Annotated in this window: 23 protein-coding genes and 1 riboswitch; of the genes, 9 read left to right on the top strand and 14 right to left on the bottom strand. The window is 63.6% G+C overall.

The genetic code is table 11. The annotated features are described in order from the left end of the window. Positions 1-120 precede the first annotated feature (120 nt). The 3 genes from mmsA to araD1 all read left to right on the top strand — a co-directional run bounded on the left by mmsA (position 121) and on the right by araD1 (position 4,142). On the top strand, positions 121-1,653 hold the full coding sequence (mmsA, locus tag FJ419_RS04185; RefSeq protein WP_140687807.1) for a multiple monosaccharide ABC transporter ATP-binding protein: 1,533 nt from the start codon (positions 121-123) through the stop codon (positions 1,651-1,653). Next, positions 1,650-2,945 (top strand): multiple monosaccharide ABC transporter permease, encoded by a 1,296-nt coding sequence (gene mmsB / locus FJ419_RS04180; RefSeq protein ID WP_140687804.1) that lies wholly within the window; start codon positions 1,650-1,652, stop codon positions 2,943-2,945. The genes mmsA and mmsB overlap by 4 nt, the downstream gene beginning before the upstream one ends. 204 nt (positions 2,946-3,149) lie before the next feature. After that, positions 3,150-4,142, top strand: coding sequence for an AraD1 family protein (gene araD1, locus FJ419_RS04175; RefSeq protein ID WP_140687801.1), 993 nt, complete (start codon positions 3,150-3,152; stop codon positions 4,140-4,142). Between the two features lie 206 nt (positions 4,143-4,348). Here araD1 and FJ419_RS04165 read toward each other — a convergent pair whose 3' ends face one another. After that, positions 4,349-5,443 carry a 2'-deoxycytidine 5'-triphosphate deaminase gene (locus tag FJ419_RS04165; RefSeq protein WP_140687800.1) on the bottom strand — a complete coding sequence of 365 codons (1,095 nt, stop codon included), beginning with the start codon at positions 5,441-5,443 and terminating at the stop codon, positions 4,349-4,351. 116 nt (positions 5,444-5,559) lie between these two features. Beyond that, positions 5,560-5,637, top strand: a riboswitch (SAM riboswitch). A gap of 56 nt (positions 5,638-5,693) precedes the next feature. On the opposite strand from FJ419_RS04165, the gene FJ419_RS04160 reads away from it, so the two are divergent. Next, a complete protein-coding gene (locus FJ419_RS04160) occupies positions 5,694-6,893 on the top strand; it encodes an O-succinylhomoserine sulfhydrylase (RefSeq protein ID WP_140687798.1) in 1,200 nt (399 codons plus the stop codon). Between the two features lie 74 nt (positions 6,894-6,967). On the opposite strand, the gene FJ419_RS04155 is transcribed toward FJ419_RS04160, so the two are convergent. Beyond that, complete coding sequence (locus FJ419_RS04155) at positions 6,968-8,113, bottom strand: ceramide glucosyltransferase (RefSeq protein WP_140687796.1); 1,146 nt, start codon at positions 8,111-8,113, stop codon at positions 6,968-6,970. Positions 8,114-8,456: 343 nt separating this feature from the next. On the opposite strand from FJ419_RS04155, the gene apaG reads away from it, so the two are divergent. Next, positions 8,457-8,849 (top strand): Co2+/Mg2+ efflux protein ApaG, encoded by a 393-nt coding sequence (apaG, locus tag FJ419_RS04150; RefSeq protein WP_095765893.1) that lies wholly within the window; start codon positions 8,457-8,459, stop codon positions 8,847-8,849. A 203-nt stretch (positions 8,850-9,052) separates the two neighbouring features. Here the strand turns inward: apaG and FJ419_RS04145 are convergent, their stop codons facing one another. The 3 genes from FJ419_RS04145 to FJ419_RS04135 all read right to left on the bottom strand — a co-directional run bounded on the left by FJ419_RS04145 (position 9,053) and on the right by FJ419_RS04135 (position 12,336). Further along, a complete protein-coding gene (locus tag FJ419_RS04145) occupies positions 9,053-10,084 on the bottom strand; it encodes an Hsp33 family molecular chaperone (protein ID WP_140687794.1) in 1,032 nt (343 codons plus the stop codon). 124 nt (positions 10,085-10,208) lie between these two features. Next, positions 10,209-11,120, bottom strand: coding sequence for an ornithine carbamoyltransferase (gene argF / locus FJ419_RS04140; protein WP_140629548.1), 912 nt, complete (start codon positions 11,118-11,120; stop codon positions 10,209-10,211). 16 nt (positions 11,121-11,136) lie between these two features. Continuing rightward, positions 11,137-12,336, bottom strand: coding sequence for an aspartate aminotransferase family protein (locus tag FJ419_RS04135; RefSeq protein ID WP_140687792.1), 1,200 nt, complete (start codon positions 12,334-12,336; stop codon positions 11,137-11,139). Between the two features lie 357 nt (positions 12,337-12,693). On the opposite strand from FJ419_RS04135, the gene FJ419_RS04130 reads away from it, so the two are divergent. Next, entirely contained in the window at positions 12,694-13,212 is a 519-nt protein-coding gene (locus FJ419_RS04130; protein WP_095765897.1) for a GcrA family cell cycle regulator, read from the top strand. A 150-nt stretch (positions 13,213-13,362) separates the two neighbouring features. On the opposite strand, the gene FJ419_RS04125 is transcribed toward FJ419_RS04130, so the two are convergent. The 3 genes from FJ419_RS04125 to FJ419_RS04115 all read right to left on the bottom strand — a co-directional run bounded on the left by FJ419_RS04125 (position 13,363) and on the right by FJ419_RS04115 (position 16,550). Beyond that, a complete protein-coding gene (locus tag FJ419_RS04125; protein ID WP_140542054.1) occupies positions 13,363-14,367 on the bottom strand; it encodes a magnesium and cobalt transport protein CorA in 1,005 nt (334 codons plus the stop codon). An 86-nt stretch (positions 14,368-14,453) separates the two neighbouring features. After that, a complete protein-coding gene (phoU, locus tag FJ419_RS04120) occupies positions 14,454-15,176 on the bottom strand; it encodes a phosphate signaling complex protein PhoU (RefSeq protein ID WP_140542053.1) in 723 nt (240 codons plus the stop codon). A gap of 108 nt (positions 15,177-15,284) precedes the next feature. Continuing rightward, entirely contained in the window at positions 15,285-16,550 is a 1,266-nt protein-coding gene (locus FJ419_RS04115) for an ATP-binding protein (protein WP_140687789.1), read from the bottom strand. 202 nt (positions 16,551-16,752) lie between these two features. Here FJ419_RS04115 and ppk2 point away from each other — a divergent pair, with 202 nt between their 5' ends. Next, positions 16,753-17,658 (top strand): polyphosphate kinase 2, encoded by a 906-nt coding sequence (gene ppk2 / locus FJ419_RS04110; protein WP_140687787.1) that lies wholly within the window; start codon positions 16,753-16,755, stop codon positions 17,656-17,658. A 119-nt stretch (positions 17,659-17,777) separates the two neighbouring features. Here ppk2 and FJ419_RS04105 read toward each other — a convergent pair whose 3' ends face one another. The 3 genes from FJ419_RS04105 to FJ419_RS04095 form a co-directional block, all read right to left on the bottom strand. After that, complete coding sequence (locus FJ419_RS04105; RefSeq protein ID WP_140542050.1) at positions 17,778-18,527, bottom strand: enoyl-CoA hydratase-related protein; 750 nt, start codon at positions 18,525-18,527, stop codon at positions 17,778-17,780. Between the two features lie 11 nt (positions 18,528-18,538). Next, positions 18,539-19,177, bottom strand: coding sequence for an acyl-homoserine-lactone synthase (locus FJ419_RS04100; RefSeq protein WP_095765902.1), 639 nt, complete (start codon positions 19,175-19,177; stop codon positions 18,539-18,541). A gap of 98 nt (positions 19,178-19,275) precedes the next feature. After that, positions 19,276-20,007, bottom strand: a complete 732-nt coding sequence (locus FJ419_RS04095; protein ID WP_140687785.1) for a LuxR family transcriptional regulator — start codon at positions 20,005-20,007, stop codon at positions 19,276-19,278. 281 nt (positions 20,008-20,288) lie between these two features. On the opposite strand from FJ419_RS04095, the gene FJ419_RS04090 reads away from it, so the two are divergent. Beyond that, positions 20,289-21,110: a transporter substrate-binding domain-containing protein gene (locus FJ419_RS04090; RefSeq protein ID WP_140688145.1), complete on the top strand. Its 822-nt coding sequence runs from the start codon at positions 20,289-20,291 to the stop codon at positions 21,108-21,110. A 453-nt stretch (positions 21,111-21,563) separates the two neighbouring features. On the opposite strand, the gene FJ419_RS04085 is transcribed toward FJ419_RS04090, so the two are convergent. Further along, positions 21,564-21,977, bottom strand: coding sequence for a tellurite resistance TerB family protein (locus FJ419_RS04085; protein ID WP_140687783.1), 414 nt, complete (start codon positions 21,975-21,977; stop codon positions 21,564-21,566). A 212-nt stretch (positions 21,978-22,189) separates the two neighbouring features. On the opposite strand from FJ419_RS04085, the gene FJ419_RS04080 reads away from it, so the two are divergent. Beyond that, on the top strand, positions 22,190-23,839 hold the full coding sequence (locus FJ419_RS04080) for a lysine--tRNA ligase (RefSeq protein WP_140687781.1): 1,650 nt from the start codon (positions 22,190-22,192) through the stop codon (positions 23,837-23,839). On the opposite strand, the gene FJ419_RS04075 is transcribed toward FJ419_RS04080, so the two are convergent. Both FJ419_RS04075 and FJ419_RS04070 read right to left on the bottom strand, forming a co-directional pair. Further along, the gene (locus tag FJ419_RS04075) at positions 23,802-24,686 is read right to left on the bottom strand and encodes a thermonuclease family protein (RefSeq protein ID WP_140687779.1); all 885 of its coding nucleotides are present in this window, start codon (positions 24,684-24,686) and stop codon (positions 23,802-23,804) included. The two genes, FJ419_RS04080 and FJ419_RS04075, sit on opposite strands and share 38 nt — an antisense overlap. Before the next feature lie 9 nt (positions 24,687-24,695). Continuing rightward, positions 24,696-25,337: a helix-turn-helix transcriptional regulator gene (locus tag FJ419_RS04070; RefSeq protein ID WP_140687777.1), complete on the bottom strand. Its 642-nt coding sequence runs from the start codon at positions 25,335-25,337 to the stop codon at positions 24,696-24,698. Positions 25,338-25,525 lie beyond the last annotated feature (188 nt).

Here is a 25,525-nt window from a genome sequence, read left to right as displayed (position 1 = left end):
TTGTTTTTGCCGGCTACCGCAGCGCCATATGCCGCCACGGCATGAGCGAAACTGCGACATGTTGATTTCGCGCAAGACGCTTTCCGCGAGTGGAAGGCCTGCGCCAGGGAGCAGATCCTGATGGCCTCGACGATTTTGGAGATGCGCGACATCACCAAGACGTTCCCCGGCGTGAAGGCGTTGTCGAACGTCAATCTCAGCGTCGAGGAGGGTGAGATCCACGCCGTCGTCGGCGAGAACGGCGCCGGCAAGTCGACACTGATGAAGGTGCTGTCGGGCGTCTATCCATCCGGCACCTATGAGGGCCAGATCATCTTCCGCGGCCAGGAATGCAATTTCAAAGGCATTCACGACAGCGAGCATATCGGTATCGTCATCATCCACCAGGAGCTTGCCCTGGTGCCGATGCTGTCGATCGCGGAAAACATCTTCCTTGGCAACGAGCACGCCACCTACGGCGTCATCGACTGGGACGCCAACGAGATGCGTACCGGCGCCCTGCTCAAGAAGGTCGGGCTCAAGGAAGACCCCAAGACGCTGATCACCAATATCGGCGTCGGCAAGCAGCAGCTGGTCGAGATCGCCAAGGCGCTGAGCAAGGAAGTGAAGCTCCTGATCCTCGACGAGCCGACGGCCTCGCTCAGCGAGAAGGACAGCCAGGCGCTGCTCGACCTTCTGCTCGAGTTCAAGCGCCAGGGCATGACCTCGATCCTGATCTCGCACAAGCTCAACGAGGTGAACCGCGTCGCCGACAAGGTGACGGTGATCCGCGACGGACGCACCATCGAGACCTTGCCGAGGAAGGACATCTCGGAAGACCGCATCATCACCTCGATGGTGGGCCGCTCGCTCGACGACCGTTACCCGCCGCGCGAGCCGAAGATCGGCGAGGTCATCTTCGAGGTGAAGGACTGGTCGGTCTACCACCCGATCCATGCCGACCGTCAGGTGATCAAGAACATCAACCTCAATGTGCGCAGGGGCGAAGTTGTCGGCATCGCCGGGCTGATGGGCGCCGGCCGGACCGAATTCGCGATGAGCCTTTTCGGACGCTCCTACGGCCGGCACATCACCGGAGAGGTGTCGCTGCGCGGCAAGCCCATCGACCTCTCATCGGTGAGCAAGGCGGTGGCGAGCGGCATCGCGTATGTCACCGAGGACCGCAAGACCTACGGCCTCAACCTCATCGACCACATCAAGCACAACGTGACCTTGGCCAACCTGTCCGGCGTTTCCAGCCGCGGCGTCATTGACGACATGCGCGAGATGAGCGTCGCCAACGACTACCGCAAGAAGACCAACATCCGCGCCTCCAGCGTCTACCAGCTGACCGGCAACCTCTCGGGCGGCAACCAGCAGAAAGTCGTGCTGTCGAAATGGCTGTTCGCCGATCCGGAGGTTTTGATCCTCGACGAGCCGACCCGCGGCATTGACGTCGGCGCGAAGTACGAAATCTATACGATCATCGCGCGCCTTGCCGCCGAGGGCAAAGCGATCATCGTCATCTCGTCGGAAATGCCCGAACTGCTCGGTATCTCCGACCGTATCTATGTGATGAACGAAGGGCGTATAGTCGGCGAAATGGCTGCAAGCGACGCAAGCCAGGAAAAAATCATGCGCGCCATCGTTCGCGGAGAAGGAAAAGCATCATGAGCACAGAAAGCGCTCCCGCGCCGCAAAGCGGCCTCGCCGAGGACGTCAAGCAGCAGGGTCCGCGCGTCGCCGTCTCGGCGCTGACGACGAACCTGCGCGAATACGGCCTGATCATCGCGCTGATCGTCATCATGCTGTTCTTCCAGTACACGACGTCGGGAACGCTGTTCAAACCGGTCAACCTCAGCAACCTGGTGCAGCAGAACTCGTTCATCATCGTGATGGCGCTCGGCATGCTCCTGGTGATCGTCTCCGGCTATATCGACCTCAGCGTCGGCTCGGTCGCCGGCTTCATCGGCGCGCTGGCGGCGATGATGATGGTGATCTGGCCGCTCGGGATATTCTCGAATCCGCTGGTGGTCTCGATCGTCTGCCTATTCGTCGGCGCCCTGATCGGCGCGGCGCAAGGCTACTGGATCGCCTATCACAAGATACCGAGCTTCATCGTGACATTGGCGGGCATGCTGATCTTCCGCGGCATCTGCCAGGCGCTGCTCGGGGGCGGCTCCTCGGTCGGCCCGTTGCCCGACAGCTTCAAGGCGCTGAGCTCCGGCTTCATCCCGGATGTGATCGGCCCGCTGACGCTGGTCCCGCCGACGGTCAATGCCGCCGGCAAGACGATCGTCGGCAGCGGACTGACGCTGCATATGACGACGGTCGTGCTCGGCCTCGTCGCGGTGCTCGCCTACGCCTATTTCGGCTTCAGGACGCGGCGCAAGCGCGAGCGGCATGGCTATGAGGCGGAGCCCTTCCCGCTGTTCGTCGTCAAGACGCTGGTTGGCAGCGCGCTGGCCCTGTTCCTGGTCTTCCAGTTCGCGAGTTACAGGGGCCTGCCGGTCGTGCTGCTGGTGATGGGCGTGCTGATCTCGCTGTTCGTCTTCGTCACCAAGCGCATGACCATCGGCCGCCGCATCTACGCCATGGGCGGCAACGCCAAGGCCGCACAGCTTTCGGGCATCAACACCGAAAGGCTGACGCTGATGGTTTTCATCAACATGGGCGTGCTGTCGGCGCTGGGCGGCCTGATCATCGCGGCGCGCCTCGGCCAGGCCGTGCCGGCGGCAGGTCTCGGCAGCGAGCTTGACGTCATCGCGGCCGTCTTCATCGGCGGCGCCTCGGCAATGGGCGGCGTCGGACAGGTGATCGGCGCCGTCGTCGGCGGCTTCATCATGGGCGTGATGAACAACGGCATGTCGATCATGGGCGTCAATGTCGACTGGCAGCAGGTGGTGAAGGGCCTGGTGCTGCTCGGCGCCGTCATCTTCGACGTCTACAACAAGAACAAGGCCTGAAGACCTGAAGCGGACTTAAGGAGGCATACGGGTTTCAGATCGCGGAGCTGCCGGCAACCCGTCGGCGCCAGGAAGTCCAGGCAAGGACCGGGGCTCGCGAGCGCAATCCGGACGAAGAATTTCAACCGTGGCGCGGATTTCTCCGCGCCGCGCCGGTCAAGGTTTGCCCGCGAGCAGCCAGGCAAGATGAGAGAGGGTTCAAACATGCTGATCTCCCAGATCCTCGACGACGCCGAGACGATCCGCGTCGTCGCCCGCAATGGCGGCGGCAAGACCAGGGTCATCAACGGCGCGCGCAGCGTCTATTCGCTGGCGATGGAGGCCGCGCGGACCGGCACAGGGCTCGAAGCGCTGATCGAGCGCAAGGGCTATGGCGAGACGGTCGATCTCGACGCCGCCTACAAGAGGGGCAGGCTGGTCTCGCCGATCAACCATCCCGATCCCGCGCATCTGCATCTCACCGGCACGGGGCTGACGCATCTCGGTTCCGCGGCAACGCGCGATTCCATGCACAAGAAGCTCAATGACGGCGAAGAACAGCTCACCGATTCCATGAAGATGTTTCGCATGGGGCTCGAAGGCGGCAAGCCCGCCAAGGGACAGGTCGGCGTGCAGCCGGAATGGTTCTACAAGGGCAACGGCACGATGGCGGTGGCCCCCGGCGCGCCGCTGATGTCGCCGGCCTTCGCGCAGGATGGCGGCGAGGAGCCGGAGATCGCCGGCATCTATGTCATCGGCGATGACGGCGCGCCGTTCCGCGTCGGCTTCACGCTGTCGAACGAGTTCTCCGATCACGTGACCGAGCGGGTGAACTATCTGTTCCTCGCCCATTCCAAGCTGCGCAACGCCTCGTTCGGCCCCGAAATCCTGATCGGCGACCTGCCGGCCGACATCCGCGGCGCATCGCGCATCTGGCGCGACGGCAAGCTGCTCTGGGAAAAGCCGTTCCTGTCGGGCGAAGCTAACATGTCGCACACCATCGCCAATCTCGAGCACCACCATTTCAAATATTCGGCCTTCCGCCAGCCGGGCGACGTGCATGTGCATATGTTCGGCACCGCGACGTTGTCCTTCGCCGATGGCATCAGGACCGAGGCCGGCGATACTTTCGAAATCGAGGCGCAGGATTTCGGCCTGCCGCTGCGCAATCCGCTGGAGATCGAGAAGCCGGTCAAGGTGGCGGTGAAGGCGCTGTGAGAGCGTCGATGACAGCGTGATCTCCCCCCTCGTGGGGGAGATGGCCGGCAGGCCAGAGGAGGGCGCTGTCCCGCCGGCGTCTCAACTATTCAAGCTCAGACTTCGGAAACCTTCATTCGCCTCAAACGCGAAGGCCGCGATCCTTCGCGCCCCCCTCTGCCCTGCCGGGCATCTCCCCCACGAGGGGGAGATTGGCAGCTTCGGCCTCAACGCGCTGCCCGAAAATGCTTGGAGAGCTTCAGGCCCTGCGCCTGATAGTTCGAGCCGAGTTCGGTGCCGTAAAGCGCCTGCGGGCGCTTCAGCATATGCTCGTAGACGAGACGGCCGACGATCTGGCCGTGGTCGAGGATAAAAGGCACCTCGTGGCTGCGCACCTCGAGCACGGCGCGGCTGCCGCTGCCGCCGGCGGCGGAGTGGCCGAAGCCCGGATCGAAGAAGCCGGCATAATGGACGCGGAACTCGCCGACCAGTGGGTCGAAGGGCGTCATCTCGGCGGCATAGAGCGGCGGCACATGCACAGCTTCTCGGCTGACCAGGATGTAGAATTCGTCCGGATCGAGCACCAGTTCGCCGGCACCGCTCTTGTAGATCGGCTCCCAGAAATCGACGACATCCTGCGCGGCACGCTTGTCGACGTCGACCAGGCCGGTGTGGTGCTTGCCGCGGTAGCCGACAAGGCCGTCCTTGTCGCCGTCGAGATCGATGGAGAGCGCGATGCCGCCGCCTGAAATATTGGGCGGCTCGGTGGCGACCAGCATCTCGGCGCGGTGAAGGTCACGCAGCTCGCTCTCCGAGAGCACCGCGTTGCCGGTGCGGAAGCGGATCTGCGACAGCCGCGAGCCGGCCCGAACGACGATCGGGAAGGTGCGCGGGCTGACCTCGAGATAGAGCGGCCCGCGATAGCCCGCGGCGATCTTGTCGAACTCGTGGCCACGATCGGTCATGAGGCGCGTGAAGATGTCGAGGCGGCCGGTCGAGCTCTTCGGATTGGCCGAGGCGGATACGTTCGCCGGCAGCGCCAGGCTCTCGAGCAGCGGCACGATATAGACGCAGCCGGTTTCCAGCACCGCGCCCTCGGCAAGGCTGATCTCGTGCAGCTTCAGCCGCTCGAGCTTGTCGACGACCCGATGATCCGGACCCGGCAGGAACGAGGCACGCACGCGAAACGCTTTGTCGCCGAGCCTGAGATCGAGGCTGGCCGGCTGGATCTGGTCGGCGTCCAGCGCGCGCGGCGACTTCAGCGCCTTCGCCTCGAACAGCGCTGCGATGTCCTGATCCGGAAGAATGCCTGTTCGCCGCAAAGGCTGGCTCCGTTCACAAGGCCGGGCGAGGATCTAAGCAGGCTCTTGCCGCCCGGCTGGTACAACCCTCTTAATGAAGCCGGCAATTGACGCAAGCGCGGCGCGGGTCTAAAGGGTCGTTATCCCGTGGTGATTTGGCCGGTCGGCTTGCAGCCACGTTAAACAAGTCGCTAAAGGGCCGTCGAGCCGCAAGGCTATATGGACCGGTTGCGACTTCGCGGCCGGTTTTTTTGTGTCTGAAAGCAGGGCTATGAGCACCAAGAAGCGCAACTGGAAACCTCAGACGGCACTCGTGCATGGCGGAACATTGCGTTCCGGCTTCGGCGAGACATCGGAGGCGATGTATCTCACCCAAGGCTATGTCTACGAGACGGCGCAAGCGGCGGAAGCCCGCTTCAAGGGTGAGGAGCCGGGCTTCATCTATTCGCGTTACGCCAATCCGACCGTCGACATGTTCGAAAAGCGCATGTGCGCGCTGGAAGGCGCCGAGGATGCCCGCGCCACCGCTTCCGGCATGGCCGCAGTAACCGCCGCGCTGCTCTGCAGCGCCAAGGCCGGAGATCATATCGTGGCGGCGCGCGCCCTGTTCGGCTCCTGCCGCTGGGTGGTCGAGACGCTGGCGCCGCGCTACGGCATCGAGGCGACACTAGTCGACGGCACCGACATCGCCAATTGGGAAAAGGCGACAAGGCCGAACACCAAGCTGTTCTTCCTGGAAAGCCCGACCAACCCGACGCTGGAGGTGGTCGATATCGCCGCGGTCGCCAAGCTCGCCAATTCGATCGGCGCCAGGCTGATCGTCGACAATGTCTTCGCCACGCCGCTGCAGCAGAAGCCCCTGCAGCTCGGCGCCCATATCGTCGTCTATTCGGCGACCAAGCATATAGACGGCCAGGGCCGCTGCCTCGGCGGCGTCATCCTGTCGGACAAGAAGTGGATCGACGAGAACCTGCACGACTATTTCCGCCACACCGGTCCCAGCCTGTCGCCCTTCAACGCCTGGACGCTGCTCAAAGGTCTTGAGACGCTGCCGCTGCGCGTGCGCCAGCAGACCGAGAGCGCCGGCAAGATCGCCGGCTTCCTTGCCGGCCGACCGGAGATCGCCCGTGTCATCTATCCGGGCCGCGCCGATCATCCGCAAGCGGATATCGTCAAGAAGCAGATGTCGGGAGGCTCGACGCTGATCTGCCTGGACGTCAAGGGCGGCAAGCAGGCGGCCTTTGCCTTCCAGAACGCGCTCGACATCGTGCTGATCTCGAACAATCTCGGTGACGCCAAGAGCCTGATCACCCATCCGGCGACGACGACACACAAGAACCTGAGCGACGAGGCGCGCGCCGAACTCGGCATCGGGCCAGGCACGCTGAGGCTCTCCGTTGGCCTGGAGGACACCGACGATCTGCTGGAAGACGTCGAACAGGCGCTGAAGGCAGCAAAAATAGAAGGCTGAGAACGCCGCGGCCGGAGCCTTCCAGAGCCGCAATTCCGGACGGAAAACCGTTTCACACTTTTCCTGGAATTGCTCTAGGCGAGCTCCTCCAGCTCGGTCATCGCCTTGGTGCGGATGGTCATGGCGTTGCCGCGCCATTCGACGGCGCCGCCGAACCAGGCGCGCGCCCAGATGGCCGGCAGCAGGGCATCGCGCACGATCATCGAGGTGACGCTGCGCGGCGACAGGTACCAGCCCTTCGCAAAGGCCAGCAGGCATTCCGGCAGGTAGGCGATCGCCAGCACGCCCAAGGCCGTCGTGGGCAGGCTGACGCCGGCGCTTGCCGCGGCGATCAGCGCCAGCAGCAGCGGCACCGCAGCGCCAGTCAGGATCTCCGGCGCGAAGAACAGCGGAAAAGTCACCCGGCGCAGCCGCGCCCAGCGCGCTTGGCGCGACCAGATCTCGGCGAAGCTGCGCAGTCCAAGCGGCTGCTCGAATGGCGAGGCGACGAGGTTGACGTTGAGCCCCAGGCCGTTGACCAGCTTGGTGGCCGCGGCGTCCTCGGCGATCTCAGCGGCCAAGGCCTGGATGCCGCCATTGGCGTCGAGCATCGGCTTGTTCCACAGCATGCTCTTGCCCTGGGCGAAGCCAAGGCCAAGCGCCTCGCCGGCATACTGCCAGCGCGCCTGCAGCGTGTTGAGGAAGGCGCATTCGACTTCGGCCCAAAACCCGTCCGGCCGCGAGCCGATCGGCGTCGAGCAGACGAGGCCGGTATCCGGCCGCCATGCCGCCATCAGGTGCTGGACATAGTCTCTCGGCATCAGCACGTTGGAATCGGCGAGGATCACCCAATCGTGTCGCGCCGTCTGCCAGCCCTTGACGCAGTTGTTGAGCTTGGGGTTGGCGCTGACCCGATCGTCGCCGATCAGCAGCCGCGCAGGAATATTGGGGTGGCGCGCGATCGCCGCATCGATCAGCTTGACCACCGGATCTTCGGCATGCGCGACGCAGAAGATCAGCTCGTAGCGCGGCCAATCGAGAGAGAAGGCGCGCTGCAAGGTCTCCGGCGTGAACGGCTCGACGCCACGCGACGGCACGATGATGGAGACCGGCGGCCGCGCGCTGGGGGGCGGCGCGATGACATGCCGCCGCTTCAGCCGCGTCGAGGCGAGCAGGATGCTGGCGAGATTGAAGGAAAGAAGCGCTGACGAAGCCAGGCCGGCTGCGATAGTCAGTTCCATCGAGATCTGGTCACTCCCGATAGAGAGTTTCACCGTTTCACGGAAACGGCGACCCACTCCATCTCCTTGTTTTCACGCAATTCCGGACGGAAGGCTACGGCGAAGGCACCGAGCCTAACCGCTCGCGCTTTCCTGGAATTGCTTTAGGCCGCACGCGGCCGTTTCAACTGTTACAGAGCGTCCGAGTCGCCCGGCATGGTTTGTGCACACCAACATTGTCATGTGTCACTTAAATGACATTGTTTTTCGGCACCTGCGCTTACAAGGCTGACAGGATCGTCGGCGCTGCGTTCATCAAGAGCGGAGCGTGACATATTTTCCGCGGCGGCAACCGGAGTGGCCCATGTATCGCGCAGTGACGCGCAACATCGAAGTGCTGGTCAGGCCCTTTTATCTGGAGGACCGCTCAGATCCGTCCGAGAACCGCTATGTCTGGGGCTATCAGGTGACGATCGACAACCGCTCCGACGAGTTCGTGCAGCTTGTGTCGCGCTACTGGCACATCACCGACGGTCAGGGCAGGGTCGAGGAGGTGCGCGGCGCCGGCGTCGTCGGCGACCAGCCGGAACTCAATCCCGGCGACAGCTATCAGTACACCTCGGGCTGCCCGCTCTCGACGCCATCAGGCATCATGGTCGGCCACTACACGATGCGCAACGGCCGCGGCGAGACGTTCGATATCGCCATTCCGGCTTTCTCGCTCGATATGCCGGGGACAAGGCGCACGGTGAATTAGGCGTCGGCGACAGCCTCTTTCTCCCCGTTTTACGGGGAGAAATGCCCGGCAGGGCAATGAGGGGCAGCGCCGGGCTTCTGAGATTTTCCTTGAGGCGGAAGACCGCGTCGCCAGCGTGTCGCTATGATCGCCAACGTTGGCGCCGCCCCTCATCCGCCCTTCGGGCATCTTCTCCCTGTGGAACGGGGAGAAGGAACAGGGCGTCACTCCTTCGCGAATTCGGCCGGGTCGAAGTCGTACTGGGTCGAGCAGAACTCGCAGGCGACATGGATGCCGCCCTCTTCGGTCGATTCCTTGATCTCCTCAGCCGAAAAGCCTTCGAGAATGCCGCGGATCTTGTCGCGCGAGCAGGAGCACTGGTCGGCGACAGGGACGCCGCGGAAAACGCGCACGCCGTGTTCGTGGAACAGCCGGTAGAGCAATCGCTCGGCGCCCACCGTCGGGTCGATCAGCTCGGTCGGCTCGATGGTGCCGAGCAGCGCCAGCAACTCCTGCCAGGAATTGTCGGCCGGCTGGTCCGCGACGTCACGCGGATCGCCGTCGCCGCCGGAAATATCGGGAACGCGCATGCGCTCCGGCGATTGCGGCAGGAATTGCGCCAGGATGCCGCCGGCGCGCCACTGCTCGCGCGCGCCGGCCGGGCCGGGCGTGACCAGCTTGGCGACCGACATCTTGATATCGGTCGGGATCTGCTCCGACTGCCGGAAATAGGTGCGCGCGGCGTCCTCGAGCGAGGTGCCGTCGAGCTGGACGATGCCTTGGTAGCGCTGCGTATGCGCGCCCTGGTCGATCGTCAAGGCCAAGACGCCGTCGCCGAGCAGCGTCTGCTGCGAGGTCTCGCCGGCGGCGGTCAGCGCCTGCAGCCGGTCGGCATCGAAGCGCGCATAGGCGCGCAGCGCATGCGGCGTGGTGAAATCGGCCACCAGCATGTCGACCGGACCGTCGGTGCGGGTCTGCAGAATGAACTTGCCTTCGAACTTCAGCGAAGTGCCGAGCAGCACGGTGAGCACGCAGGCTTCCGCCAGCAGGCGGGCGACCGGCTCGGGGTAATCGTGGCGGCTCAAAATGGCATCGAGCATCGGCCCGAGCTGCACGGTGCGGCCACGCACATCGAGCGGCGCGACCTCATAAGGCACGACATGATCGTCGCCGGCGAAGCCGAATTCACCGAGTTGGGGTTTATGCTCAGCCAAGGTCTGGGTTTCCAACATGACAGTACTCCGGGGCGCAGCCATGCCGCCCGGTGAGCCGCATGCGTCGAAGCGCGTTCAATTTACGTGATGGCCCGCAAATAGGCATCACATGTCCCCAGATCAAGTTGAGCCCGATCGGGCCGGAAGCGGTCAGGTCCAGCCCTTCTCACGCGCCCAGACACCAGGCCAGCACAGCCTTCTGGGCGTGCAGCCGGTTCTCGGCCTCGTCGAAGACCACCGAATGCGGCCCGTCGATCACCTCATCGGTGACCTCCTCGCCGCGATGCGCCGGCAGGCAGTGCATGAACAATGCATCGGGCTTGGCCTTTGCCATCAGCGCCGCATTGACCTGATAGGGCAGGAAGACGTTGTGGCCGCGGGCGCGATGCTCCTGGCCCATGGAGACCCAGCTGTCGGTGACGACGCAGTCGGCCTTGTCGACGGCTTCCTCGGCGGACCTGGAAAACCGAACCTTGCCGCCATTGGCCTTCGACCAGTCGACATATTTCTCGAAAGGCTCGCTGCCTTCCGGCACCGCGACATTGAGGTTGAAGCTAAAGCGCGCCGAGGCCTCCAGGAGCGAATGCAGCACATTGTTGCCGTCGCCGGTCCAGGCGAAAGTCTTGCCGGACACCGGACCGCGATGCTCCTCAAAGGTCATGATGTCGGCCATGAGCTGGCAGGGATGCGTGTCGTCGGTCAGCCCGTTGATGACCGGAACGGTGGCGTTCTCGGTGAGCTCCAGCAGCCGGTCGTGCGAGGTGGTGCGGATCATGATGGCGTCGACATAGCGCGACAGCACTTTCGCCGTGTCGGCGATCGTCTCCGAACGGCCGAGCTGCATCTCGGTGCCGGTCAACATGATGGTCTCGCCGCCGAGCTGGCGCATGCCGACATCGAAGGACACGCGCGTGCGCGTCGATGGCTTGTCGAAGATCATGGCCAGCACCTTGCCATCGAGCGGTTTTGAACGCTCACCCGCCTTGAGCCTGGTCTTTCGCGCCACCGCGTCGTCCAGCATGATGCGCAGGTCGCCCGCGGAAACGGCGGACAGATCGGTGAAGTGGCGAACACTCATCGGCAGGTTCCAGAAATTATTTGGCGGCTTCGGCGGCAATCGCGTCGGTCAGGCCCTTGGCGCCGCCGCGAATGCGCTCCAGCGCATCGCCGATCTCCTCGTCGGTAACGGTGAGCGGCGGCAGGAGGCGGATGACGTTGTCGCCCGCCGGCACGGCAAGCAGGTGCTGGTCGCGCAGCGCCATGTTCACCTTGGCGTTGGGCATGGCGCATTTCAGGCCGAGCATAAGGCCGGTTCCCCTGATGCCCTCGATGACGTCGGGGAATTCATCGGCCACCGCCGCAAGGCTCTGCTTCAGAAGCAGCGCCTTGCGCTGCACGTCCTCAAGGAAGCCGTCGGCCAGCACCACGTCGAGCACGGCGTTGCCGACGGCCATCGCGAGCGGATTGCCGCCGAAGGTGGTGCCGTGCACGCCGGCCGTCATGCCGGTCGCCGCCTCGTCGGTGGCAAGGCAGGCGCCCATCGGGAAGCCGCCGCCGATGCCCTTGGCGATCGCCATCAGATCGGGCGTGACGCCTGACCATTCATGCGCGAACAGCTTGCCGGTGCGACCGATGCCGCACTGGACCTCGTCGAAGATCAAAAGCAGGCCGTGCTTGTCGCAGAGTTGCCGCAACCGCTTCAGCGATTGCGTCGGCACCGGGCGTATGCCGCCCTCGCCTTGAACCGGCTCGATCAGGATCGCCGCGGTCTCCGGCGTGATCGCCTTTTCAGCGGCGTCGATGTCGTCGAAAGCCACCTGGTCGAATCCCTCGACCTTCGGGCCGAAGCCTTCGAGATATTTGTACTGGCCGCCGGCGGCGATCGTCGCCAGCGTGCGGCCGTGAAAGGCACCCTCGAAGGTGATGATGCGGAAACGCTCGGGACGGCCCTTGACGAATTGATAGCGCCTGGCCGTCTTGATGGCGCATTCCAGCGCCTCGGCACCGGAATTGGTGAAGAACACCTTGTCTGCAAAGGTCGCCTCAGTCAGCCGCTCGCCCAGCCGGCGCTGTTCCGGGATCTCATAGAGGTTGGAGACGTGCCACAGCTTGGCAGCCTGCTCGGTGAGCGCCGCGACCAGATGCGGATGGCCGTGGCCCAGCGAATTCACCGCAATGCCGCCCGCGAAGTCGAGATATCGCTCGCCCTTGTCGGTGACCAGCCAGGTCCCCTCCCCGCGGTCGAAAGCCAGGGGTGCGCGAGCAAAGGTCTCGTAAAGCGCCGAACCGCTCATTATATGCGTCTCCGGAACCGGAAATCAAAAAAGCCGCCAATGCGGCGGCCTTTGCGGCTTATCATGGTTTTCGGCCATGAAGTCAACGAAAACGTCACGCAGAAGCGCGTGGCAAGCCCCTGACGCCACGCCGGCTCATAAGTAGGCCGGCAAGTTGGGGAAAACCGAAAAAACCGAATCATGTTGCCCTGGGGACTCTTGTCACCGAGTCAGCGCATAAGGTATTTGTAGTCGAGAAATAACTAGATTTCGTGCGGCGGACCTAATCACCCGGTATATGTGGTGTTGTTTGCCCGGCGAGAGCCGGGGGCGGGAAAGGATTCTGACTGCCGCACGCCTCAGCAGGAGCGCGGTCTCATGAACTGGACTGACGAGCGAGTCGAACTTCTCAGGAAATTGTGGTCGGAGGGTCTGAGCGCCAGCCAGATCGCCGCACAGCTCGGCGGGGTGAGCCGCAACGCCGTCATCGGCAAGGTGCATCGCCTGAAGCTGTCGGGCCGCGGCCGCGCAACGGCCGCTCCGGCGCGCCAGAAGAAGGCGACGCAAGGCGCCTCGATGCAGAAATCGGTGACCCGCGCCGCAAGTGCCACGCGTCACGTGACCACCACCATCGGCGCCACCGCGCTGCAGGTGCAGTTCGACGCCGAGCCCGTCGCCCGCCACTATATCCGACCGGTCGAGAACGTGGTCGTGCCGATCTCGCGGCATCTGCAGCTCGTCGAGCTGACCGAACGCACCTGCAAATGGCCGAACGGCGATCCGCTGTCGGAAGACTTCAACTTCTGCGGCAACGACGCCGCCGAAACGGGACCCTATTGCAAGTATCATTCCCGGGTGGCGTTCCAGCCGGCCGGTGAGCGGCGCAGGGCGCGCTGAGCGAATAGCGAATAGCGAATAGCGAATAGCGAATAGCGAATAGCGAATAGCGAATAGAACTGGATTGAGTTTCGCGAAAAGGGCAACTTATTTCCCCTACTCGCTACTCCCTATTCGCTACTCGCTCCCTACTCCCCTACTCCCTCCCCTTCACAGCCATCCATTCTTCTTGAACCGCCAGTACAGGAACGCGCAGATGAGCGCGATCGCCACCAAGACGGCCGGATATCCGTATTCCATCTTCAGTTCCGGCATGTCGGAGAAGTTCATGCCGTAGATGCCGGCGAAGGCCGTGGGCACCGCCAGGATGGCGGCCCATGAGGCGAGCTTCTTGGATATTGCGGTTTCCTGGCTCTGCCCGACCAGCAGACTGGCTTCGAAAGCGAAGGCCAGAACCTCGCGCAGGGAGTCGATCTTTTCCTGCACGGTGCGGATGTGGTCGGTCACGTCGCGAAACAGCGGATGCATGGCGGCATGTATCTGCGGCAGGTCGGCGCTGGTCAGCCGACGGCAGACCTCGACCAGCGGCAGCGCCGCATTGCGCAGCCGCAGCAGATCGCGGCGCAGCATGTAAAGCCGCTCGATATCGGAACCGGTCATCGGCTTCAGAAGCACCTTGTCCTCGATCGCCTCGACCTCGTCCTCGATCTGCTCCAGCACCGGCATGTAGTTGTCGACGATGAAGTCGAGGATGGCGTAGAGGACGAAATCCTCGCCTTTGGCGAGCGAATGCGGGCAGCTCTCCCAGTGCTGGCGCACGGCGGCGTAAGAGGTCGACGGGCCGTGCCGGACGCTGACGATGTAGCCGGCGCCGACGAACAGATGCGTCTCGCCGAAAGTGACACGGCCGTCGATCAATTGCGCGGTGCGGGCAACGATGAAAAGCGCGTCGCCATATTGCTCGATCTTCGGGCGCGCATGCGGATGCTCGGCATCCTCGATCGCCAAATCATGCAAGTGGAATTGCGCCTGCACCCGGAGCAGCAGGTTGCGATCGGGCTCGAGCAGGCCGATCCAGACGACATGACCGGGTTTTGCCGCCCATTCGCCGGCCTGTTCGATGGCGATGTCGGCGATGCGCTTGCCGCCCGAATAGACGCTGGATGCAATGATGCCCGACGTTGGGGCCGGGGTCAGGTTTCGAACTTGTTCCATCGCAAACCTCCCGAGACTGCGACTGACAAATCGCTGTCCCTGGAGGAGCTTATCCTAAATCAGGAAGCCATTCGAGAGGCGGCGGTTCACTTAGCCGGCACCGTGCCGGAAAGCACGACCTTGTCGGTCCTGTCGCCCTTCGGCCGATCGGTCGGCATCTGGTCGCCTGTGACGATGTAATAGATCGTCTCGGCGATATTGGTCGCGTGGTCGCCGATGCGCTCGATGTTCTTGGCGCAGAACAGAAGATGCGTGCAGGGTGTGATGTTGCGCGGATCTTCCATCATGTAGGTCAAGAGCTCGCGGAACAGCGAGGTGTACATGGCGTCGATCTGGTCGTCCCGGTCGCGCACGAGGCCAATCCGCTCGACCGAGCGCGAGGCGTAGACGTCGAGCACTTCCTTGAGCTGCGTCAGCGCCAGATTGGCAAGCGCCTCGATACCGCGGAAAAGGCTATTCGGCTGGCGGCCGTCCACCGAGGCCACGCGCTTGGCGACGTTCTTGCCCAAGTCGCCGACACGCTCGATATCGGCCGAGATACGGATCGCGCCGACGATCTCGCGAAGATCCGTCGCCATCGGCTGGCGCCTGGCGATTATGATGATGGCCTTGTCGTCGACCTCGCGCTGTCCTTCGTCGAGGACGAGATCGTCCTGGATGACCTTCTGCGCGAGGCCATGGTCAACATTCACCAGGGCCGCGACCGCCTGTTCGACCATGCGCTCGGCATGGCCGCCCATCGCGGCGATGCGCTTCGACAGGAACTTCAGCTCTTCATCATAGGCACTGGCGATATGAACGGACTGCATGGATATGCCTTCCCGGTTTGTGCCGGCTGGTGCGTTCCCTCAATCCGTCGCTGATACGTGAACCGCATGACAGAAAGAAGAAAATCCCGGTTGGTAACCGATATACGATCAGCGAGCCGGCAAATGAACCGTGAACGCCGCGCCCTTGCCGACTTCCGACTTGATCGACAATCTTGCGTTGTGACGGGTCAATATATGCTTGACGATCGAAAGGCCAAGCCCGGTGCCTTTCTGGGCGCGGCTGTTTTCGACATCGACGCGGTAGAAGCGCTCGGTGATGCGCGGGATGTGTTCTTCGGCAATACCCGGACCATAATCCCTTATCGTGACGTCGAAGCCTGGCTGCTGGCCATCCTCGCCGCCGGCGATCGATACGGTGACGCGCCCGCCTGACTGGCCGTATTTGCAGGCATTCTCCAGGAGATTCTCGAAAACCTGGAATAGTTCGTCGCGATCGCCGGGAACGACGAGCGGCGCGTTGGCGAACTCCCGCTCGATGACGACGCCGTTCTCACCGGCCAGCGGTCCGAGCGAATCGATGACGCTGTCGATCGTCTGGCGAAGATCGACCTCGGTGCCGGGACCCAGATAGGGCTTCATCTCCAACCGCGACAGCGAGAGCAGATCGTCAATCAGGCGGGCCATGCGGCCGGTCTGGTTCTGCATGATCTGCAGGAACTGGTCGCGCGCCGCCGGATCGTTGCGGGCCGGCCCGCGCAGCGTCTCGATGAAGCCGGCGATCGAGGCGAGCGGCGTGCGCAACTCATGGCTGGCATTGGCGATGAAGTCGGCTCGCATGCGATCGATACGACGCGTCTCGCTTTGATCCTTGAACACCAGCACGTAAAGGCCGGTGGCATGGCCGACCGTGGACGCGCTGACCCGATATGTGCGTTCCACCGGCAGCTTTTCGGTGTAGTCGACCGCATCGGAAGCGACTTCCCCGGCAAGGATGCCGTCGAGCAGCGCCTGCATCTCCGGGGCGCGGAACTTGAGCGACAGCGACATACCGGGCGCCAGTCCGCCGAAGGCGGCGAAGGCGGCAGCGTTGGCGTGAACGATGGTGGCGGAATGGTCGAAGATGATCAGCGGGTCGGCGACCGCGGCGGCCAGATATTCGCCGGAGAGCCTCTGCAGCCCGCTGGCCTCGATCGCTGCCCCCGCATCGGCCGGCTGGCGTTCGGCATCTGCGGGCAGCATCGCCGCGGCCGCCAGCGCGGCCAGGGCCAGCACGAGCACATAGACGGATGCGCCGGCGAAAAAATAAACGGCAAGGACCGCGAAAACGCCTGCGCCAAGCAGCCAGCGGTTGCGCGCCAGCCGCCCCGCCAAGGCTCGCCCCTTGTTGTCTTGTCCCGCGCCCGTCTCTGCCATAGGCCCGCGCCACCCCGCATCCCGTTCGACCGGTCAGCCGGCTCGCTGGGCCGGCCTGACGCATGGGACCCTGGAAATCAGGATCGATTTTCGCGAAGGTTCATGCGCAAGATCAAAATGCTGCAGCGTCTTTGCGCCCGAGTGCGCGCTGCGCTGCACAGGCTCCATAGCATGAGTCCGCAAAGTGGAAAGGTTCGTCCGGATGAAAAATGCCAAGGAAACGGCTGAAGCGGTGCCCGCCACGGCGCCGATCAAGATCAAGATCGGCGGCAAGGAGCGAGCGTTCGACATCGACAATCCGGTGCTGCCTGACTGGATCGAGGACAACAAGCTTACCGCCGGCGGTTATCCCTACGACAAGAAGATGAAAAGCGAGGACTACGAAAAGGAGCTCGAGGAGCTGCAGATCGAACTGGTCAAGGCGCAGGCTTGGCTGCAGGCCACCGGCAAGCGGGTGATGGCGCTTTTCGAGGGCAGAGACGCGGCCGGCAAGGGGGGCACGATCTTCGTGCTGCGGCAATATATGAACCCGCGCACGGCCCGCAACGTCGCGCTGCCCAAGCCGACGCCGACCGAGGCGGGGCAATGGTATTACCAGCGCTATGCCGACCATTTCCCGACTTCGGGCGAGTTCGTCACCTTCGACCGCTCCTGGTACAACCGCGCCGGCGTCGAGCCGGTCATGGGGTTCTGCACGCCGGAGCAGCACGAGAAATTCCTGGACGAGACGCCGCATTTCGAGCGGATGATCTGCAACGAAGGCATCCATTTCTTCAAATTCTGGCTGAATATCGGCCGCGAAACGCAGCTCGAACGGTTCCATGACCGCCGCTGGTCGCCGCTGAAGAACTGGAAGTTCTCGCCGATCGACATTGCCGGCGTCAGCAAATGGGACGACTACACCAGGGCGCGCGACCAGATGATCGAGCGCACGCATAAGGAGTTCTCGCCCTGGATCGTCGTGCGGGCCAATGACAAGCGACGCGCCCGGCTCGCGGTGATCCAGCGTATCCTACTTTCCCTGCCCTATGACGGAAGGGACCTCGACGCCGTCGGCAAGCCCGACAAGAAGATCATCGGCGAGGGGCCGGAATTCCTGAAAGACTAGTTGTTGTTCTTCGTCTGGAACCGCTGGCCTGCCCTACCCGCGTGGTAACGCGGTTCCGGACGAGTTACAGCGCCGCGCGCCTTTCGGCTTGCGCGGCGCTGAGGTTTCATGCCGGGCGCTCAGGCGGCCAGGCGAGCAATCCGCTGCAGCCGCTTCAGCGTGGTGTCATCCTGAAGCGCCTGCTGGAACAGCGTGATCTCGTGGTCGATGCGGTCGCACAACACGTCCGTATCTCCCTTGAGCAGGCTGCGCGTCTGCAGCAATGCCGCAACAGGCTTCTTGGCCAGCTGTTTGGCCCTTGCCAGCGTTGCTTCCTCGGCGCTGCCATGCGTCACGATCTCGCCGACCAGGCCCAGTGCCTTGGCGTCTTCGACGCCCAGCGTATCGCCCAGGCAGAAGAAGCGGAACGCACCGGCATAGCCGAGCTTCTGGGGCGCCAAAATGCTGGTCGCCGCGTCCGGCACCAGGCCAAAATCGACGAACGGCACCCTGAAGGTGCTGCCCCTGGAAGCGATCACCATGTCGCAATGGAACAGGATGGTGCAGCCGACGCCGACAGCATCGCCGTCGACGCAGGCAAGGACCGGCTTGGGGAAGGTCGCCAACATGCGGAACATGTCGGTGACGGCGGCGATCAACTCTCGGTGCTTGGTGGCGTCGAGGAACTCCGAGAAGTCGCCGCCAAGGCAGAAGCAGCCGGCAAGGCCGCGCAGCATGACGACGCGGACCTCGTCGTTGACCGCCGCATCGCGCAAAGTCCTGGCAAGGCTCGCATAGGCGTGTCTGTCGAGCACTGGCCGGCCGTCATGCGAGGACACGGTGACGACCAGCGTATGGCCGCGCAGTTCCGGTTCGGGATGGAAACTCATGACCGACTCCATCACGAAGCCTGCTTGAGGCCGAGCAGACCGGGATAACCCCGGTTCAGCACCGGCAGGTGGTGGTTGCGGCGGGCCCGCACGACATCGAGCGTATGCTCGGTGAAGGTGAGCAGCGTCGCCACGACCTGCTGGTTGCCATAGGTGCGCTGGTAACCGAGCGGCGTCGCCAGGAAGTGCAGTTGCAGGGCGCGCAGCACCCACATCGGCTCGAACTCGATGATGACCTGGTTGACGTTGCGCTTCAGGCCCCATTCGACGAAGCCGGCGATCAGCTCGGTGCCGACGGTCGAGACGCCGCGTTTGCCATCGCGAAAACCCGGAGCCACCGCGTAGCGGGTCAGTTCCCAGACATTCGGCCCCGAGGGGGACGGTCCTTCGCAGAGATCCGACAGAACGTCGGTCAGAAGATGCGGCCGTGTGGTCGGCAGCATGCGCTGGTAACCAGCCAGTTCGCCGTTGCGGATGACGAGGTGGTGTTCGGCCTCGTCATGATCGAACTGGTCGATCTCGAGCTGGTCAGGACGGTCGAGATCGGTCCAACCCATCTCCTCGACAAAGATCTTGTAGCGCAAGCGATGGACCGCCTCCCAAAGGTCGGGGCGTTCCATCAGTTCCTGAGTGGTAAGGGCAAAAAGCATTAGCCGTCTCCTGGGCTTAAGAGGAAGATACGGCCGTGATGTCCCTTAAAATATTGCGCGAAGGCGCAGGCAAGAATTTCCAGGTCGGCACGGCCGACCTAGCTAATATAACCGCGCCTAATCGCCTCCGCGACCGCCTGTACCCGGTTGGCTGCGCCGAGTTTGCTCTTGGCGTTAAGAAGGTGTTTCTCGGAAGTGTGTTCCGAGATGCCGAGGATTTGCGAGATCTCCCATTCGGACTTGCCGACGGCGGCCCATTGCAGGCACTCCCGCTCACGCGCCGTCAATTCTATGTGATCGATGACGCTGTCGGCCTTGGTGTGCAGTTGCATGGCACGGCCGATCGCATAGGTCGACGCGAGCGATACCATTCCGAATTCCGCATCCGACAATTCAACGGATTCGCCGCCCAGCGAGACCATGACGATCTGGCCGTCGAGCGTGACCAGCGGAAACGCCAGGCCGTCGCGCAGCTTGAACTCGCGCGCGTCGCCCATGACTTCGTCGCTGTTCTTGTCGATCAGGGCGTTCTTGGAAGCGTCCCGCCATTGGAACGGCGCCTGAAGCTGCTTCATATGGCTGACGACCGGGTCGTGGTCGACATAGTTGCGCGCCACATAGCGCTCAAGCCAATCGCCGGGCCAATCGCAAAGCATCACGTGCTGTTTCTGCCGGCCGCGCGGCGTGCCCGGCTGCGGCACGGTTCCCGCCATCAAGGCGGTCAGGCCGAAGCTCGAGGTGATGCCGAGCAGCCTCTCGCAGACCGCGGCCGCGGTGCCAGCATGCTGCAACTGGTCTATGTATTCCAGAGTTCTGTCGAACAGGCCCATCGCAACATCTACCCCATGTTGCTTCTGCTTTTTCATTACCGACGGTAGATGCCCGAACCCCCCTTCGCCATCAACCCCCGCGTCGCAATCTCCTCAGCAAAACCGGCAGCTCCCCCCTTCCGGCACGCAAGGTCACTTGCAAACGTGCTAAAGCATACGCTTAATTTGGCTGCTTGAAATCAAAAACCGTTGTGCCTGCCCCCCTTTTCATACGAAAAGCCAAGGAACGGGGACAGGTGCGGAGCCATATCGTGATCTTGCGGTGGATATTTCTGGCCCTGATGTCGGTGCTGAGCGGGGTGCTGCCCTTTTCCGGTGCGACTCAGGCGGCGGAGCCGCAGGTGCCGGTATTGTGGGACGCCAAGGAGCGGCTGCCGAAGCCCGATCTCTCCGCGCTGCCGCGGCTCAGATTCCTCACCACCACCGATTTTCCGCCCTTCAACTTCCTCGACGGCGCCGGCCGCCTGTCGGGTTTCCACATCGATCTGGCGCGGGCGATCTGCGCGGAACTGGGCGTCGCCGAAAAATGCCAGGTCCAGGCTTTGCCGTGGAACGAACTGGACGATGCTCTGCAGAAAGGCGAAGGCGAGGCGATCATCGCCGGCATCGCCGCGACGCCGGACAGCCGCGAGAAATACGCCTTCTCGCGCTCCTACATGCAATTCCCGGCGCGCTTCATCATGCCCAAGGCGAAGGCCTTCGCCGAGCCGATCCTCGACAAGCTGCGCAGCAAGCGGGTCGGCGTCGTCGCCGGCTCGGCGCATGAGAAAATGCTGCGCGGCTATTTCAACACCGTGCAGGTGGTGACCTTCGACGCACCGGAAGACCTCTATGCCGACCTCAAGGCCGGCAAGGTCGACGCCGCCTTCGGCGACGGCATGCGCTTTGCTTTCTGGCTGGGCGGCTCGGACGCAGCCGGCTGCTGCCGCTTCGCCGGCGGTCCGTATCTGGCGCCGGAATATCTGGGCTCGGGCATGGCGATCGCCACCCGCAAGAACGACACAGCGCTTGCCGCCGCCTTCGACTGCGCGCTGCAGGAAATCTCGATCAAGGGCACCTTCGCCGAGTTCTACCTGCGCTATTTCCCGGTGAGTTTTTTCTAGTTCCCCGACACAGGGATTTTGAAAAGTTGCCGTTTGTCTGGTGCAAGATTTTCCGTTCATTTCGGTGAAACCAGCACAAACCGCCGGGGATTGGTTGAAGCCGCCCCAACCTCGTCATTCTATGGCGGAGCAAGGAGCGCAGCGACGCGCGCAGACCATAGAATCCATTCCGTGACTTGGAAGCGCCGCCTCGGTGCAGAATTTTGCTCCGTTGCATTCCTTGGTGAAGGTAACGGCATGGATTCCAGGGTCTTCGCGACGGAGCTTCGCTCCTGCTCCGCCCTGGAATGACGATCGCGATGGGCGTTGCGGCCAATCTCCAACGTATGCCGCCTGCCAACGCAAACAGAGCCGATCGGTCAAAGTCCCTGTGCAGTGCCACTAGCCGGCTATCAACAGAAGGCTGCGGCGAAATCGCCGAGCCTAACCGGCCACACTTTTCCTGGAATTGCTTCACGTCAGCGTGCGCAAGCGCGCCTTGGCCGCGCGGGCGATCGCGGCGACGGTCAGCGTGTCAAGGTCGAGCTTGAGGCGGATGAGCTGCAGGACGCGCACTTCCTCCATGCGCATTTCGAGATCGACGGCGGCAACCTCGAAAGCAGCTGCATAAGCGGTGTCGCGCAGCCGCTCCGGCAGCGCCTCGGCGACGCGCGCCAGCACGCCTTCCAGCCCGTCCTTCTCATGCAGCGCCTTCTGGCACGCCTGTGCCACTGCAACCAGCCTGTCCTGGTTGAAGTCGACGAACACCGGCCAGGAGCGGACGACGTCGCCGATCCGCTCCAGCTCGACATCGGTCATGTCGCGATCAGAGGCCGATGTGATGACCATCAGGTGGATCAGGGCTTCGTGCGGCGTCAGTGAGGGCATTCAAAACTCCTGAAGGCGCGCATGTCATCTTTCCAAAACCGTGACACACTTTTGGATGACATGCACTGGATGATAGGCCCCGAACGTAGGAGCGCTATCGTGGCGTCGCAAGGAAAAGCGCCGCAAATCGTTGACGCTCCAGCCTGTCACGCCTAGAGACCGGTCGACAAATCCTTATCCGCCGCGAAGACGGCCATGACTGGAACTTTGACATGACGGGATCAAACATCATCGATCTCACTCCCGAGATGCTTGCCGCGGCGGCCGAGAGCAAGGCCTGGCCGTTCGAGGAAGCCAAGAAAGTCATCGCCCGCTACAAGGGCAAGGACTTTCCCGAGACCGTCCTGTTCGAGACCGGCTATGGCCCGTCCGGCCTGCCGCATATCGGCACCTTCGGCGAGGTGGCGCGCACGACCATGGTCCGGCATGCCTTCCGGGTGCTGACGCAAGACAAGGTCAAGACCAAGCTTCTGTGCTTCTCCGACGACATGGACGGCATGCGCAAGATCCCGGAGAGCGTGCCGGACCGCGCCGCGCTTGAGCCCTATCTGCATATGCCGCTTACCTCGGTGCCCAATCCGTTCGGCGGCGACTATGCGAGCTTCGCCGACCACAATAATGCGATGCTGTGCCGCTTCCTCGACACGTTCGGCTTCGACTACGAATTCGCCAGCGCAACGCAGTACTACAAGGCCGGCCGTTTCGACGAGGTGCTGCTGCGCGCCGCCGAACGCTATGACGAGATCATGGGCGTGATGCTGCCGACGCTCGGGCCGGAGCGCCAGGCGACCTACAGCCCGTTCCTGCCGGTCTCGCCGAAGAGCGGCCGCGTGCTCTACGTGCCGATGAAAAATGTCGACGCCAAGGCCGGCACCATCACCTTCGACGACGGAGGCACCGAGACGACGCTGCCTGTCACAGGCGGCCGTGTGAAGCTGCAATGGAAGCCGGATTTCGGCATGCGCTGGGCAGCGCTCGGCGTCGATTTCGAGATGTTCGGCAAGGACCACCAGACCAATGCGGTGATCTATGACCGCATCTGCAACATCCTCGGCGGGCGCGCGCCGGAGCATTTCGTCTACGAGCTGTTCCTCGACGAGGAAGGCCAGAAGATCTCGAAGTCGAAGGGCAACGGCCTGACCATCGACGAATGGCTGACCTACGCGCCGACGGAGAGCCTCGGCCTCTACATGTATCAGCGGCCGCGGCAGGCGAAGAAGCTCTATTTCGACGTCATCCCGAAGGCTGTCGACGAGTATTACGCTTTCCTTGGCGCTTATCCGCGCCAGGACTGGAAGGAGCGGCTCGGCAATCCGGTCTGGCACATGCATGACGGCAACCCGCCGGCCATCGACCTGCCGGTGCCCTTCGCGCTGCTGCTCAACCTGGTCAGCGCCTCCAACGCGCATGACAAGGCGGTGCTGTGGGGCTTCATCTCGCGGCATGCGCCGGGCGTGACGCCGAAGACGCATCCGGAGCTCGACCGGCTGACCGGCTACGCGATCCGCTATTTCGACGACTTCGTGAAGCCGACCAAGGTCTACCGCGCCGCCGACGAGGTGGAGCGCGAGGCGCTGGCCAAGCTCTCCGACGCGCTCGGTGCGCTGCCGCAAGGCGCCGACGGCGAGGCGATCCAGAATGCCGCGCTCAATGTCGCGCGCAAAATCGAGCGGTACCAGGATCATTCCAAGCAGAGCCCGGAAGGCGGGCCCGGCGTGTCGGTCGCTTTCTTCCAGATGATCTACCAGGTGCTGATCGGCCAGGAGCGCGGACCGCGCTTCGGTTCCTTCGCGGCGCTTTACGGCATCGCCGAGACGCGCGCGCTCATTGAGCGGGCGCTGGCTGGTCAACTGGCGGCGTAACCGCGCCGCCATCGGCCGGTAGGATCGAATCCGGCGCCACCGGCGCCGGCTCTGACGCGGCCGGCAGCGCCGGCAGGCCGTCAAGCTTTGGCGCCGGGCCGAAAATACCCTTCTTTGCGGCGCGGGCCTTGTTCCCGGCCTCGACATAGGGACCGCCTTGCGCCGCGCGCGCCCAGCCGTTCTCGGCCAGCCACTGGCCGATGTCCTGATTGCCGATATGGCATTCGGCGGTAATGATGTCGCGACCGCCATCCGGCGGCACCGTGCAGGCGACCGCACGGCCACGCAGGAAGGCGCGGAAAGCGGTCCTGGCGCGCGTGCCGCAGGCCCAGCTCTTGCCCGCGTCGCTGCAGGTTTCGTCGGCTTTGACGACATCCACGCCGGACACGGCGACCGCGTAGCCCTTCGACTCGATGAGCCCGGCGGCGGTGGCGACCGGCTGGAACAATTTTGTGCCGTTCCAATCGCCTGGCATCTTCGTTTTGGGCGGCTTGGGCGGCCCGGCCAGCGCCAGATCGCTGAGTGGCGCGCGCGGTTCCACCCGTTCGAGTTCGCTATCCGAGAGAGCGGGCGGCGCCACGATGTCGGGATCGATGGCCCTCGAATGAGCGGCGGACTTCGGTGGCTGCGGAGCGGCCGGCGCGGGAATGGCCGCAGTGGCGGGCTCTTGCGCGGCATCAGAAGCGGAAGGGGTGTCGTCGCCGGTTGGAAGCGCATCGGCAATGGGATCGATCTGATCGATCGTGATCGTGCTCTCACTGCCTTTGATTGCGCGCCCGCCGGTTACGACGAGCGCCGCCATCACGGGAATTGCCAGAACCGCCAGGGCTGTCTGAAGAAGCCGCATAAGCCTGGCCTACTGGCTCGCCCAGACGATGCGCGCCACCCATTCGATGTCGCGCGTCGGGATGTCGCGGTCCGGGTGAGCGGGGTTGAGCGAAACCAGCACGATCGATTTCACCGTTTGCCGGTCGAGCACCTTGGCCATCACCTCGCCGGCGGTGGTCTTGACGACGACACGGTCGCCCTTGCGCGTCGGCGCGCCCGGTTCGACGATCAGCACATCGCCATTGCGGTAGAGCGGCAGCATGGAATCACCCTGCACCTGCAGCGCATAGGACGTCTCGGTCGCCCGCGCCGGCAGCTCGACCAGATCCCAGCCCTGTCCCGCCGGATACCCGGCATCGTCGAAGAAGCCTCCCGCGCCGGCCTGGGCAAAACCAAGCAACGGGACGGCGCTGCGCTGTTGGGCTATGGCGACGCCGCCGCGCCCTTCGACCAGTCCGGTGAATTCCTCGAGCGACGCGCCGGTGGCCTCGATGATCTTGGCCAGCGATTCGGTCGAGGGCCAACGCGGCCGGCCGTCGGAAGACAGGCGCTTCGACTTGTTGAAGGCCGTCGAATCGAGGCCCGCGCGCCGGGCAAGACCGGAAGCCGATAGCGAATAGCGCTCGGCGAGAGCGTCAATGGCGGCCCATACGCGGTCGTGTGAGAGCACGCGCGCTCTCCTTCAAACAGGAAAAAATGCCTCAAGCCTGTCTAGCGCGCGACCACACCATTGTCCACCGGTCGCGGCGGACCGGGATGGAAAGTGATACGCTGTCGCAGATGTGCCCGGTTCGGCACACTAATCGAGCCGGCTTTCCTCGCCGACCCGATAAGGGCCACGGCTCGAGGCCGTGGCCA

The sequence above is a fragment of the Mesorhizobium sp. B2-6-2 genome, from assembly GCF_006440615.1.
GTDB lineage: Bacteria > Pseudomonadota > Alphaproteobacteria > Rhizobiales > Rhizobiaceae > Mesorhizobium.
The sequence above is the reverse complement of the archived record's forward strand: the minus strand, read 5'-3'. Positions and strand labels throughout refer to the sequence as shown.

Excerpts from the sequence above, each read along its gene's own strand:
- mmsA (WP_140687807.1), top strand. The coding sequence starts at position 121 with ATGGCCTCGACGATTTTGGAGATGCGCGACATCACCAAGACGTTCCCC.
- mmsB (WP_140687804.1), top strand. The coding sequence starts at position 1,650 with ATGAGCACAGAAAGCGCTCCCGCGCCGCAAAGCGGCCTCGCCGAGGAC.
- araD1 (WP_140687801.1), top strand. The coding sequence starts at position 3,150 with ATGCTGATCTCCCAGATCCTCGACGACGCCGAGACGATCCGCGTCGTC.
- FJ419_RS04160 (WP_140687798.1), top strand. The coding sequence starts at position 5,694 with ATGAGCACCAAGAAGCGCAACTGGAAACCTCAGACGGCACTCGTGCAT.
- FJ419_RS04155 (WP_140687796.1), bottom strand. The coding sequence starts at position 8,113 with ATGGAACTGACTATCGCAGCCGGCCTGGCTTCGTCAGCGCTTCTTTCC.
- apaG (WP_095765893.1), top strand. The coding sequence starts at position 8,457 with ATGTATCGCGCAGTGACGCGCAACATCGAAGTGCTGGTCAGGCCCTTT.
- FJ419_RS04145 (WP_140687794.1), bottom strand. The coding sequence starts at position 10,084 with ATGGCTGCGCCCCGGAGTACTGTCATGTTGGAAACCCAGACCTTGGCT.
- argF (WP_140629548.1), bottom strand. The coding sequence starts at position 11,120 with ATGAGTGTTCGCCACTTCACCGATCTGTCCGCCGTTTCCGCGGGCGAC.
- FJ419_RS04135 (WP_140687792.1), bottom strand. The coding sequence starts at position 12,336 with ATGAGCGGTTCGGCGCTTTACGAGACCTTTGCTCGCGCACCCCTGGCT.
- FJ419_RS04130 (WP_095765897.1), top strand. The coding sequence starts at position 12,694 with ATGAACTGGACTGACGAGCGAGTCGAACTTCTCAGGAAATTGTGGTCG.
- FJ419_RS04125 (WP_140542054.1), bottom strand. The coding sequence starts at position 14,367 with ATGGAACAAGTTCGAAACCTGACCCCGGCCCCAACGTCGGGCATCATT.
- phoU (WP_140542053.1), bottom strand. The coding sequence starts at position 15,176 with ATGCAGTCCGTTCATATCGCCAGTGCCTATGATGAAGAGCTGAAGTTC.
- FJ419_RS04115 (WP_140687789.1), bottom strand. The coding sequence starts at position 16,550 with ATGGCAGAGACGGGCGCGGGACAAGACAACAAGGGGCGAGCCTTGGCG.
- ppk2 (WP_140687787.1), top strand. The coding sequence starts at position 16,753 with ATGAAAAATGCCAAGGAAACGGCTGAAGCGGTGCCCGCCACGGCGCCG.
- FJ419_RS04105 (WP_140542050.1), bottom strand. The coding sequence starts at position 18,527 with ATGAGTTTCCATCCCGAACCGGAACTGCGCGGCCATACGCTGGTCGTC.
- FJ419_RS04100 (WP_095765902.1), bottom strand. The coding sequence starts at position 19,177 with ATGCTTTTTGCCCTTACCACTCAGGAACTGATGGAACGCCCCGACCTT.
- FJ419_RS04095 (WP_140687785.1), bottom strand. The coding sequence starts at position 20,007 with ATGGGCCTGTTCGACAGAACTCTGGAATACATAGACCAGTTGCAGCAT.
- FJ419_RS04090 (WP_140688145.1), top strand. The coding sequence starts at position 20,289 with ATGTCGGTGCTGAGCGGGGTGCTGCCCTTTTCCGGTGCGACTCAGGCG.
- FJ419_RS04085 (WP_140687783.1), bottom strand. The coding sequence starts at position 21,977 with ATGCCCTCACTGACGCCGCACGAAGCCCTGATCCACCTGATGGTCATC.
- FJ419_RS04080 (WP_140687781.1), top strand. The coding sequence starts at position 22,190 with ATGACGGGATCAAACATCATCGATCTCACTCCCGAGATGCTTGCCGCG.
- FJ419_RS04075 (WP_140687779.1), bottom strand. The coding sequence starts at position 24,686 with ATGCGGCTTCTTCAGACAGCCCTGGCGGTTCTGGCAATTCCCGTGATG.